9 protein-coding genes and 1 pseudogene are annotated in these 11,492 nt (G+C 66.9%); 7 read left to right on the forward strand and 3 right to left on the reverse strand.

Annotation, left to right across the window (positions count from 1 at the left end):
- Window positions 1-307: 307 nt before the first annotated feature.
- Both H9Y04_RS44900 and H9Y04_RS44905 read right to left on the reverse strand, forming a co-directional pair.
- Window positions 308-1,078 carry a transposase family protein gene (locus tag H9Y04_RS44900; protein WP_187820034.1) on the reverse strand — a complete coding sequence of 257 codons (771 nt, stop codon included), beginning with the start codon at window positions 1,076-1,078 and terminating at the stop codon, window positions 308-310.
- 526 nt (window positions 1,079-1,604) lie between these two features.
- Entirely contained in the window at window positions 1,605-2,951 is a 1,347-nt protein-coding gene (locus H9Y04_RS44905) for a helix-turn-helix domain-containing protein (RefSeq protein WP_187820035.1), read from the reverse strand.
- Between the two features lie 489 nt (window positions 2,952-3,440).
- On the opposite strand from H9Y04_RS44905, the gene ccrA reads away from it, so the two are divergent.
- The 7 genes from ccrA to H9Y04_RS44940 all read left to right on the forward strand — a co-directional run bounded on the left by ccrA (window position 3,441) and on the right by H9Y04_RS44940 (window position 10,557).
- The gene (gene ccrA, locus H9Y04_RS44910; protein ID WP_187820036.1) at window positions 3,441-4,778 is read left to right on the forward strand and encodes a crotonyl-CoA carboxylase/reductase; all 1,338 of its coding nucleotides are present in this window, start codon (window positions 3,441-3,443) and stop codon (window positions 4,776-4,778) included.
- 43 nt (window positions 4,779-4,821) lie between these two features.
- Complete coding sequence (locus H9Y04_RS44915; protein WP_187820037.1) at window positions 4,822-6,528, forward strand: 3-hydroxyacyl-CoA dehydrogenase family protein; 1,707 nt, start codon at window positions 4,822-4,824, stop codon at window positions 6,526-6,528.
- 69 nt (window positions 6,529-6,597) lie between these two features.
- Window positions 6,598-7,590 (forward strand): 3-oxoacyl-ACP synthase III family protein, encoded by a 993-nt coding sequence (locus tag H9Y04_RS44920; RefSeq protein WP_187820038.1) that lies wholly within the window; start codon window positions 6,598-6,600, stop codon window positions 7,588-7,590.
- 96 nt (window positions 7,591-7,686) lie between these two features.
- Entirely contained in the window at window positions 7,687-8,799 is a 1,113-nt protein-coding gene (locus H9Y04_RS44925) for a beta-ketoacyl-ACP synthase 3 (protein WP_187820039.1), read from the forward strand.
- Window positions 8,772-9,026, forward strand: coding sequence for an acyl carrier protein (locus tag H9Y04_RS44930; protein ID WP_187820040.1), 255 nt, complete (start codon window positions 8,772-8,774; stop codon window positions 9,024-9,026). The genes H9Y04_RS44925 and H9Y04_RS44930 overlap by 28 nt, the downstream gene beginning before the upstream one ends.
- Before the next feature lie 122 nt (window positions 9,027-9,148).
- Window positions 9,149-9,553 carry a lipocalin-like domain-containing protein gene (locus H9Y04_RS44935; RefSeq protein ID WP_214662280.1) on the forward strand — a complete coding sequence of 135 codons (405 nt, stop codon included), beginning with the start codon at window positions 9,149-9,151 and terminating at the stop codon, window positions 9,551-9,553.
- Window positions 9,550-10,557: an acyltransferase domain-containing protein gene (locus tag H9Y04_RS44940; protein WP_187820041.1), complete on the forward strand. Its 1,008-nt coding sequence runs from the start codon at window positions 9,550-9,552 to the stop codon at window positions 10,555-10,557. The genes H9Y04_RS44935 and H9Y04_RS44940 overlap by 4 nt, the downstream gene beginning before the upstream one ends.
- A 99-nt stretch (window positions 10,558-10,656) precedes the next feature.
- Here H9Y04_RS44940 and H9Y04_RS44945 read toward each other — a convergent pair.
- A pseudogene (locus H9Y04_RS44945) lies at window positions 10,657-11,196 on the reverse strand (IS30 family transposase); the annotation flags it as partial.
- Window positions 11,197-11,492 lie beyond the last annotated feature (296 nt).

Consider the following 11,492-nt stretch of genomic DNA (forward strand, 5'->3'; position numbering starts at 1 on the left):
GCCTCAGCCGACACGGTCACGTCTGTCATCAGGTGTTACTTCCTGCTCGAAGATCCACCGTTGACCGTACAGACCCCCACCACGTCGGCTCCGCAGCCAACCCCGCGTCGTCAAACGCAAAATGTCCACCTGCAAGCTGAAGCGAGCCGAGCACCGCAGCTGGCCTCAGCCAACCAGAGCACCGACCGAGGCCCTCACCATCCACTCCCCGCCAGCAACCAGACGCTAACGCAACGGCATTGGCTTTAAAGCGTGTTGCATAAGGCCGTGTTCGGGCAGGTCAGGCCGGTTGAGAGCGGCCGTCTGGTCATGAGGCGAGGGCGAGGTTGTGCATGTGGGCGACGGCTTGGACGGCGTGATGGAGGCCGTCGCCGTGTTGCCGGCAGTCGCGAAGGATCTTGTAGTTCTTCATGCGGCCGATCACATGCTCTACTCGGGCGCGGACTTTGCGGTGGGCGGCGTTGTCGCTCTCCTCACCGGGCAGTAGCTCGCGGCACGGGCGTTTGCGGTGCGGGGTGACCATGCCGCAGTTGAGGTAGGCACCGTCGGCCAGGACCGTGACGCCCTGGCAGTGCTCTGCCAGGCCGGAGGCTCGCCAGGCGTGCGCGTCCGCGGTGGTGCCCGGCACCGGACAACCAGTCGCGATCACGAGACGCGTGTCGGCGTCCACGATGCCCTGCACGTTCGCCGAGAACCGGTAGTTGCGGCTGGAAGCACCAACAGTCCGGTCGCGGACCGGGACGAGGGTGCCGTCCACGATCCACAACCGATCCGCGACATCGGCCGGCCGGGCCACCGGCTCGAGCGCCAGCAGTGGACCCAACTTTTGGATCACCCGGCACACCGTCGAGGAGGAAGCCCCGAACAGTGGGCCGAGCTGCCGCATCGTGAGGTTGGTGCGGTAGTACACCGCCACGATCAGAACCCGTTCGGCCAGCGGCAGCGCCCACGGCCGGCCCTGCAACGTGCCGTTCCCACCACGCTCACGCACCGCCCGCAGCAGTCGGCCGAACTGCTCCACCCGCAGCCCCGAGAACGTCTCCACCCACACCCGCTCGGCCTTCAACACCCCAGCCATACACCGGATATGCCCAGCTCAGAGCCTTATGCAACACGCTTTGAGTGGCAGTGCACGCGACGTCCCGGCGAGCCACAGCTCGGACAGTTCAGCGGGTGCCCGCACGCCGTCGCCTCGACGGCGACCCCGTCCACAGCAGCGTGCACCGCTGGGACCCGCACAACCTGGGGAATTGCGGCGTCGCGACGCGAACCGAAATCGCCGCCTCCTGCACCCCCTGGCCAAAGCTCGGCTAACCGAATGCCGGCGCCGCCCGTACCACTACCCGCCCGCGCGCGCTGCGAACCCGGCCACCCTCGAAGTCGACCGCCGACACCAGCAACCCGCAGGTTCGAAGACGGTGAAGGCTTTTGCCCTAATCTGCCAATACTCGTCTGCGCTTCGCAGCGCCACGGCGCATACCGGCGGGAAGATCTCAATCATGCAAGATCCGTTAGAATACGCGTTCTACGCCTTCCGCTTCCTGGCTGCGACCAGGGAACGGCCTGCTGCTTGGCCGGGGGGCGAAGTGGACAGCCGCACACCGTCAGATACTCCGTCGCAGGGCGGCGGCCTGGCTGAGAATGTGGGTGGCGATCCGGTGGCGGTGGTGGGGGCGCAGGAGTTCACACATGGCGTCGAGGCGCTTGGTGACCCGGCTGGAGTGCAGGCTGGGGTAGACGTTCACGAGTGCCTGCCAGTGGACGAGGGCGGCATCGAGATGCCCTTGGGTAAGGAGGGCTTCTGCGAGACGGGCCTGCGTGATGGTGCGCGCGTGGCGTTCGGCGGAGGTGCGCAGGCGAAATGACGCGGTGAGGGCACTGATGGCGCCGGGAGCGTCGCCAAGAGCTGCAAGGGTCTGGGAGCGCTGATAGTGCAGAGCCCCGGGCGAGTAGTTCGTGAACGGCCCTGGGACAGTCTCAGCCCGGTCGTGGAGGCGTTCCGCAGTTGCCAGCGCGGCGACGGCGCCATGCTTGTCGTGGTGAGCCTGGACGACGGCCAGATGGGCCTGGGTGTACGCGCGGATGATCGATGGTGCGCGACGGGTGGCGTCGGTAGCCCGTTCAGCCAGACTGAGGACGGCCGGTGTCCGGTGACCCAGTTCGTGGGCGTGGGCGGACATGGTGCGTAGAGCGATGGCGAACGTGGACGCATCTTCGGCATCGAGGGCCAGGCGGGCCGCTGTTCGGTGATAGTGCTGAGCCAGTGCGTCCGCATCGTCCGATGCGCACATGGTGCCTAACAACAGCGCCAGTTGCGCCGCTCCCAACAAGAGCCGACGGTGCGTGGTGTCCGTCGCGGGGGCGTGGAGGTATGTCGTCACGTCACGGTGCAGATAACCGGCCAGCGCACTGCGCACGTGACCGCCGCCGTGAACCTCGGCCACCTCGGCGAAAGCGTTGGCCATGGTGTGCATCTGGTCGACCTCTCCCTGTCCGACCCGGAGGTCTGCCTGTCGGCGTGGGCGCGAGGGCGGCAAGCGTGACTCATCGCTGCCTGGTTCGGGTACGTAGAGGGCGGCCAGGCTGTACGCGCCGATGCCGAGGAGATGACGCCGGGTGGGGTCGAATTCTGCGCTCGTGAGGGCGGACAGTCTGCGCAAGGGGTCAGCCTCCCAGGACAGGTCGAGCATCACGGACGGGACACGGCTCAACCCCGCATCCATTGCAGTGACCGTCCTGAGCAGGCGCCGCGAGAGGGCCTCCAGTAGGAAGACCGGTACAGGAGGGCGGGGTGAGGTGCCGGACAACCACCGGGAAACCATGGAGCGATCGCACCCCAATTGCTGCCCGTGCTCGGCGGCCACGCGTCTAATCGCCGCAGCCAATTGGGCGCCGTTCCAACCCGCCTCCTCAAGCAGGTTTCGCAGGCGGTTGTTGGGGGTCTTGGGCACGTCTTCCCTCCTCGGCATGCGGTAAACCGACCCACCCTGCCTGCCTGCCTATTGTTCAAACATTCACAAAGTTGCATCTCTTGCAACCAGTTCATGTCCGAGGCCTGTGTACGGCACGGGACTGATGGCTGTGCACTAGTAGTCACCCGGTGGCCGCTCGGCACCAGCAGGCGCTCGCGCGCCGACCCTGGTCAGCCGTTCCTGCCCGGAGGCCGGGAGAGGAGAGCGTCGATGACTACTGCCACGCACGCCCGATCCGTCCTGGTCGACACCGATTCGCTGCGAGCGGTTCCCACCGGTGAGCTGCCGTATCCGGACGAGCCGAGGCGCGCAGGCGGCGATCAACTCCCGTCGGCCAGTCCTCAGGTACCGGACGTCTGGACTGAGTTCCTCCGGGTCTTCACATGTGGGCAAGGCAAGAGACCTCTGCCCCGGCCGGCGAGTGGCTACCCCTCTTCCAGAAGGATGGCGTGGAAGGCGAGGCAACCCATGCAGGAGGTTCTCGGACTAATCCTTTCCGGAAATCGCGACCGGGAAGCCTTCGCCGCGCTGCGCATCCCCGAGTCCTACCGTGCGATCACCGTGCACAAGGACGAGACGGAGATGTTCGCCGGACTCGAGACCCGCGAGAAGGACCCGCGCAAGTCACTGCACCTCGACGAGGTCGCCGTGCCCGAACTCGGCCCCGGCGAGGCCCTGGTGGCCGTGATGGCCTCCTCGGTGAACTACAACTCCGTGTGGACGTCGATCTTCGAGCCGCTCTCCACCTTCGGCTTCCTGGAGCGCTACGGCCGGCTCTCCGAGCTCACCAAGCGCCACGACCTGCCGTACCACGTCATCGGTTCCGACCTCGCGGGCGTCGTCCTGCGCACCGGCCCCGGGGTCAACTCCTGGAAGCCGGGCGACGAGGTCGTCGCGCACTGCCTCAGCGTCGAGCTGGAGTCGAGCGACGGCCACAACGACACGATGCTCGACCCCGAGCAGCGCATCTGGGGCTTCGAGACCAACTTCGGCGGCCTCGCCGAGATCGCACTCGTCAAGTCCAACCAGCTGATGCCGAAGCCGGACCACCTGAGCTGGGAGGAGGCCGCCGCCCCCGGTCTGGTCAACTCCACCGCGTACCGCCAGCTGGTCTCGCGCAACGGCGCCGGCATGAAGCAGGGCGACAACGTGCTGATCTGGGGCGCTTCCGGTGGCCTCGGCTCGTACGCCACCCAGTTCGCACTCGCCGGCGGCGCCAACCCGATCTGCGTCGTCTCCAGCGACCAGAAGGCGGAGATCTGCCGGAAGATGGGCGCCGAGGCGATCATCGACCGCAACGCCGAGGGCTACAGGTTCTGGAAGGACGAGCGCACCCAGGACCCCAAGGAGTGGAAGCGCTTCGGCAAGCGGATCCGCGAGTTCACCGGCGGCGAGGACATCGACATCGTCTTCGAGCACCCGGGCCGCGAGACCTTCGGCGCCTCCGTGTACGTCACGCGCAAGGGCGGCACCATCACCACCTGCGCCTCCACCTCGGGCTACATGCACGAGTACGACAACCGCTACCTGTGGATGTCCCTGAAGCGCATCATCGGCTCGCACTTCGCCAACTACCGCGAGGCGTGGGAGGCCAACCGCCTGATCGCCAAGGGCAAGATCCACCCGACGCTCTCCAAGACGTACACGCTCGAGGAGACCGGGCAGGCCGCGTACGACGTGCACCGCAACCTGCACCAGGGCAAGGTCGGCGTGCTCGCGCTCGCACCGCAGGAGGGCCTCGGCGTGCGTGACGAGGAGATGCGCGCCAAGCACATCGACGCCATCAACCGCTTCCGAATGGCCTAGTGCTGACCACATGCCGGCCTGGAACAGGGAAAGGGGACACCTCATGGAATGCACGTCGCGTGCGGTGGGCGTCGTGGGTCTCGGAGCGGCGGGCCAGGCACTGCTGGAAGTGCTGCACGCCACGGGGTACGACACGATGGGAATCGACTCTGATCTACGGATTCTGGCCCGGCTGGAGGAGCGGTTCAAGGACCTGCCGACGGCACCGAGCCCGAATGCCAGGGTCACCCTGGACAAGGATTTGCGGCGACTTGAGAGGGCTCAGCTCGTCTTTGTGGCGACGCCCGATCAGGCGGAGGTCTCCTTCGCTGTACTGAAGCACCTCGACACGATCTGTCCGCCCGGCGCCGTATTCGTCATCGTCTCAGCGTGGCTCCCGCTGACTCATGCCGCCCTGGCATCCGGTCGTCCCCGGCAGACCTTGGGGCTGCGCTTTCTCGCGCCGCCTGCGGCGGACAGCTCGGTAGAGCTGCTGCGGATACCGACGAGCAGCCGTGCCGCCATCGGAGCACTCGACTCCCTCGTCTCTGCCATGGGGCTGAAGAGCACCGTGATCGGGGCCCGCCCCGGCGCCGATGCGACAACCCTCGTCTATGCCTATCTGAACCGTGCGGTGGCACTCCTGGACAGCGGCTGTGCAACACGGGACGACATCGACACGGCAATGCGGCTCGGATGCGGGCTGCCCTTCGGGCCCCTGGAACTGCTGGACCGCATCGGGCTCGACACCGTGCACGCGCGGCTCGGCACGCCGTCGCCGCTGCTGACCCGGATGGTGCGGGACGGTGCGCTGGGGCGGAAGACAGGCCGCGGATTTTACGACCACGAAGATCCGAAGCGAACGCCTGAGACCGCCCCCGCCGCAGTCGCGGAATCGTTGCCCGTCAGCCGGCTCGCCGTGGTCGGTTCGGGTGTGATGGCTCGAGGTATTGCGCAAGTATCCGCAGTAGCGGGACTCGAGACACTCCTCGTAGCCCGCACCGCCGAGAAATCCACCGCCGCATGGGAGCAGGTCGAACAGTCACTCGCCCGTGCAGTGCGGCGCGGCCACGTGACTCCTACTGCCAGAAATGCGGCCCTGGAGCGTCTGACCGGAACGCACGACATGGCCGAACTCGCCAGGTACGAGATGGTGATCGAGGCCGTGACGGAGGATGAGGCCATCAAACGCAGGGTCTTCGAAAGCCTTGGCACGTTGTGCCGCCCAGGCGCCCTGCTGGCGACAACGACATCGAGCCTGTCGGTAACAGACTGTGCCATCGCCTCCGGGCGTCCATACGACGTGGTGGGCATGCACTTCTTCAACCCGGCACCGGCGATGCGGCTCGTGGAGGTGGTCCGCACCGAACACACCTCCGCCACTGCGATGTCCAAGGCACGGGCACTGTGCGCCGCAGCCGGCAAGACAGCAGTCGAATGCACAGACCACGCTGGGTTCATCGTCAACCGACTGCTGTTTCCGTTCCTCTCCGACGCGATCCGGCTGCTCGACCGCAGCGATGTGGACACCGAGTCGCTGGACCATGCGGTGGTTCACGGATTCGGGCATCCTATGGGGCCCTTCCAGCTCTTGGACGTGATCGGGCTGGACGTCGCGCTGGCCATCATGCGGCGGCTCCACCAGGCATTCCCCGTACCGGACTTTGCCGTTCCCTCCATGATCACGTCGATGGTCGACCTGGGATTGCTCGGCCGCAAGTCATCCCTGGGGTTCCTGCGGACACCGCGCACCCACGCAGTTCTCAACTGACGAGGAGTCCGTCATGCCCATGGGGAGTGGTCTTTTGAGGGCCCTCATCACATACAGCGGGAGGTAGTCATGGCAGCGCGACAGGAGCACGCGGTCGGGGTGCTGTCGCTCGGGGCGCATGTACCGGAGACGGTGGTCACGAACGAGATGATCGCCGACTGGACGTCGGTCAGAGTGGAGTGGATCGCGAGGGCGACCGGGATCCTTGAGCGTCGCTACGCCCCGCGTGGTCAGTCGACATCATCCCTGGCCGAGCCTGCTGCCAAGGAAGCCCTGGCAGGTGCCTCCGGGCCAGTCGATGCTCTGGTCTTCGCGACCGCCACGCCGGACCAGTTCACCCCACCGACGGCCACCGCCTTGCAGCACCTGCTGGGGCTGAGTGGGAGCGCGGCCTTCGATGTGAACGCCGCGTGCGGTGGCTTTGTCTACGGCCTGGCGCTGGCTCACGGGCTCATCCTCTCGGTCTCGGGGATCGCCAACGTGCTCGTTGTCGGAGCGGACCAGTACTCGAAGGTCGTGAATCGGGCCGATCGCACCACGGCACCGATCTTCGGCGACGGGGCGGGTGCCGTGATGCTCGGAGAAGTCCCCGAGGGCTTCGGGATCAAGGCCGTGTCGCTGGCTGCGTACGGCGAGCATCAGGACGAGGTGGGGATCTTTGCCGGGGGCACTCGCGAGCCTCTGACCCCAGAGTCGGTAGGGGGCCAACGCGCCACGGTGCATATGAATGGCCGTGTCGTGCGACGGCTCTTCATCGAGAAGGTCTCGGCGCTGACCCGCCAGGTGGCCGATGAGGCCGGATGGACTCTCGGCGACGTCGACCGGTTTGTGTTCCACCAGGGCAACCCGGTAATGCTCCGTGAGGTCGCAGACGCGCTCGGGGTGGAAGCGGCACGCGTCGGAGAAACAGCCTCCGTCCTGGGTAACACAGGCTGTGCTTCCGTGCCTTTGACGCTGCATCACCTTCATCGCGTCGATCCGCTCCGCCGAGGCGAGCGCCTCATCGTTGCCGGTGCCGGTGCCGGTCTCACCGCGGGCGCGGTCGCCCTGGTGTGGTGGTAGGGCCCCGATGACCGCCGACCCCATCGCCCGGATGAGACCGGGCGATGCCCACGCCGGACCCGGCCAACCCGGCCGGTATGAGGGAGAGTGATACAAATGGTCCCGTTCGCGCGGGCTTCCAGAGCAGTCATCTGCGGAGTGGGAAGTTGCCTGCCGCCCCGGATCCTGTCCAACGACCAGGTCTCCGCCGAGGGAGGGCTGGAGACAACCGATGCCTGGGTGCAGGCCCGGACAGGTATTGCCCGCCGGCATCGTGTGGACCGGGGTGTCAGCACCGGCGACCTAGCCGTCGCCGCGGGACGGGCAGCCCTGGCCTCAGCCGGGAGCGGCACTGCCGATGCGGTACTGGTCGCCACGACAACGCCCGACCGCCGCTGCCCGGCGACCGCCCCTGAGGTTGCACACCGCCTGGGACTCGGCGAGGTCCTGGCGTTCGACCTGGCCGCGGTGTGCTCAGGTTTCCTCTACGCTCTCGCGGTCGCTGACGGGCTCATCGCCGCAGGACTGTGTCAACGGCCCCTGGTCATCGGTGCCGAGACCTACTCGTCGGTCATCGATCCGTTGGATCGGGACACCGCGCTGCTCTTCGGGGACGGGGCAGGGGCAACTGTCCTGCGCGCGGGTGACCAGCGTGAGCCCGGCGCTCTGCTGGCCGTCGATCTTGGAAGCGACGGCCGTAACAGCAGCCTGATCGAGATCGCCGCCGGAGGCTCGCGGCTGCCCGACACCTCACCGCCGCTCGCCCGCGACCTGCGCTACTTCCAGATGCAGGGAAGGAAGGTCTACGCGCAGGCGGTGAGCCGCATGACCGCGACGTCGCTCGCCGCACTACGCCAAGTCGACTGGCCTGCCGACACCGTCGAAGCCTTCATCGGGCACCAGGCCAACCAACGCATCCTCGACTCGGTGGCCGACCGTGTCGGTATCGCCCCCGAACGACGCTTCGGGAACATCCGTGACGTCGGCAACACCGCCGCCGCCTCCATCCCCCTCGCGCTGGCCGACACCGCGCGCCACGGCAACGTGCGCCACGGCGCACGCAGCCTGTTCACCGCCTTCGGAGGCGGCCTGACCTGGGCATCGATCGCGCTCACTTGGCCGCAGGCCCAACCGCACTTCCTCGAACCTGAAACCCTCTCCATCCACCCCGAACCGGCCAATCCCCCTTGGAGGAGTCCGTCATGGAGGACATCTACGCCCACCTCGTGACCGTATTGACCAGCCAGTTCCGTGCAGATGCCGACGAGGTACGCCAAGAACGCTCGCTGGCCGCTCTCAAGCTCGACTCCCTTGCGGTAGTCGAACTGTTCCTCGTACTGGAGGAACGGTGGGACCTTCCGCCGCTCGACGACGAAGGTGCCGGCAACCTGACTGCCCGCGGCCTCGCGCAACGCGTCGCCGACGCACTCGCAGCCCCGGCCATCACACACGAGTGATGGCCACCGGCGCCGGAGAGCCTTCCGCCCGGCGCCCTGACACGTTTCGGAGCGAGGACCAAGGGCGAGCATCTGATCGGCACGAGCCACGATCTCAGTACAAACAAGCACGGGGAGACAGGATGCACGCATCCACAGACTCGGCTATCGACGCGCACGAGATCACTGGCGCATGGCAACTGGTGTCCTACACCGCCACCGGGGCCGACGGCGTCACTCATCCGCTCGGCACTGATCCCCAAGGCCTGTTGATCTACACACCGCAAGGGCAGATGTCCGCCCAAGTGTCTGGCGCCGGGATCTACATGGGCTATGCGGGAACCTACGAATGGCATGGAGACCGCGTGGTCCACCACACCATCGTGGGCAGCGCGCCCGAGTGGGAAGGGGTCGACCTGCCCCGATCGGCGGAGTGCGCGGGTGGCCTGCTGATCCTTCGGGCGGATCCCTCCGGCGGCCGCCCGGCCCTGGCCGCGACCTGGCAACGCCCAGCACCCACACCGCACCCCTCACAGTGGCCGCGATGACCCGTACGGCGCGGGTGCCTGACGACGGCATCATCTTCTTGTTCCCCGGCCAGGGCAATGACCCTGCCGGCGCTCTAGCCCCCCTGTTCGACGGGACAGACAAGGCGTTGCAATCCGCCAGAGCCGAGGCGCGCCTCGCCCTCGACGAGATCGCCCAGGCCGCCGTGGACTGTGAGTACGGCGCCGCCGGCGCCATCCACCAAGTACTGCTCGGCAATATCGCGTCGGATCAGCTCCCTTACGGAATGTCCCAGCTGGCCCAGTTCGCCGCCTCCGTCGCGCTGGCGCGCTTCCTTGTCTGCGCCGGAATCGCACCACACCTCATCGTGGGCGTGAGCCTGGGCGAGGTCGCAGCCCTGGTCTGCGCCGGCGCATTCACCGTCGCCGAAGCCACCCGCCTCGTATGCGCCCTGAACGACGCCTACCGAACGGTCGTCGGCCAGGGCGCCCTCGTCCTCATCGACGCGAGTGAGGAGGAGACGCGAAACCTGCTGGCCCGCACAGACCGAAACGACCTAGTCGTGGCCTGTCTCAACGCTCCCCGACAGATGATCGTCAGCGGGCCCACCGATGCCATCGCTGCGCTGATGGCCCTCGACGAACCCAGCACCCCCCGGCGCAGGCGCCTGCCCATCCCCTATCCCGGCCACCACCCCGCACTCCAAGACGTCTACGCCCACTTCCTGCGCAGCGTCGGACACCTCACCCAACAGCAACTGCGCGTCACGACACTGTCTCCAGTGCGGCGCCGGGTGTACACCGACGACGACGACCTCCTCAAGGCCCTCGCCGATACCGTCACCCAACCCGTTCACCTCACCGAGGCACTGCACCGCCTCGCACCACCCCGACAGCGACGCTTCATCGAAGTCGGCGTCGGCAGCAGCCTTAGCCACAGCATCCTGGCCACCATCCCAAATGCCCGCGCCGTCACCCCACTCGCCTCCGGTCACACCTGGTCAAACCTGATGCTGGGACTTGCGCAACTGCATCAACCCACCTGAGTCCTACAGGCGCTCTATGGCCCGGCCATCACCGGAGCGCCATCGACACCGGTGGCTTCGGGAGCGACGGCAGATTCCAGCGAACGTCGCAACACGCGATCATTCCAGTGTTGCGACGAGCGTAGTGAAGAGCTCTGCGGGTATCTGCCAGCCGAGGATCTTGCGGGGACGCTCATTCAACTCGGTGGCGACGAAGGCGAGATCCTCGGCGCTGTAGATCGAGAGGTCGATGCCCCTGGGGAAGTACTGCCGCAGCAGTCCGTTGGTGTTCTCATTCGAGCCGCGCTGCCAGGGGCTCGCCGGTTCGCAGAAGTAGATTGGGATGCCCGTGGCTCGCGTGAACTCGTCGTGTCGGCCCATCTCGCCGCCTTGATCCCAGATCAGCGACCTGGCGAGTTCGGCGGGGAGGCCAGCGAAGGCGTGCACCAGGGCGTCGCGGACGTGCTCGGCGCCTTTCCCACCCGGTAGGTACAGGAGTTTGACGTAGCGGGTGGTGCGGTCCACCACCGTGCCGATGGCCGAGCGGTTGCCTTGACCGACGATGAGGTCACCTTCCCAATGCCCGGCAACCAACCGCCCGGTGGCCTCCTATACACGCTGACTGATCAGGGTGCCGGGATCGATGAAGCGACTGGCGCGCTCATCCACGCGGCGCTGCCTGCACCGCGCCGAGCAGGTCCGTGCATGCGCCCGAGCGGTCAACGACATGTCGCCGCCGCACGACTCACACCGGCGCGAGATCCCGTTGCCCGCACCCCGAGTGCACCCGGCTGTCACACTCTTAACTCGACTACCTGGTATTACGTGCGAAGGAGGTCGACGTCAAGGGGTGCATAGACAGGGAAGGGCTTTCCCCCAGGGTCTGTACGGTCAACGGTGGATCTTCGAGCAGGAAGTAACACCTGATGACAGACGTGACCGTGTCGGCTGAGGCC

Origin of the sequence: Streptomyces polyasparticus (genome assembly GCF_014493765.1) — a bacterium.
Classification (GTDB): domain Bacteria; phylum Actinomycetota; class Actinomycetes; order Streptomycetales; family Streptomycetaceae; genus Streptomyces; species Streptomyces polyasparticus.

Excerpts from the sequence above, each read along its gene's own strand:
- H9Y04_RS44900 (WP_187820034.1), bottom strand. The coding sequence starts at position 1,078 with ATGGCTGGGGTGTTGAAGGCCGAGCGGGTGTGGGTGGAGACGTTCTCG.
- ccrA (WP_187820036.1), top strand. The coding sequence starts at position 3,441 with ATGCAGGAGGTTCTCGGACTAATCCTTTCCGGAAATCGCGACCGGGAA.
- H9Y04_RS44915 (WP_187820037.1), top strand. The coding sequence starts at position 4,822 with ATGGAATGCACGTCGCGTGCGGTGGGCGTCGTGGGTCTCGGAGCGGCG.
- H9Y04_RS44920 (WP_187820038.1), top strand. The coding sequence starts at position 6,598 with ATGGCAGCGCGACAGGAGCACGCGGTCGGGGTGCTGTCGCTCGGGGCG.
- H9Y04_RS44925 (WP_187820039.1), top strand. The coding sequence starts at position 7,687 with ATGGTCCCGTTCGCGCGGGCTTCCAGAGCAGTCATCTGCGGAGTGGGA.
- H9Y04_RS44930 (WP_187820040.1), top strand. The coding sequence starts at position 8,772 with ATGGAGGACATCTACGCCCACCTCGTGACCGTATTGACCAGCCAGTTC.
- H9Y04_RS44935 (WP_214662280.1), top strand. The coding sequence starts at position 9,149 with ATGCACGCATCCACAGACTCGGCTATCGACGCGCACGAGATCACTGGC.
- H9Y04_RS44940 (WP_187820041.1), top strand. The coding sequence starts at position 9,550 with ATGACCCGTACGGCGCGGGTGCCTGACGACGGCATCATCTTCTTGTTC.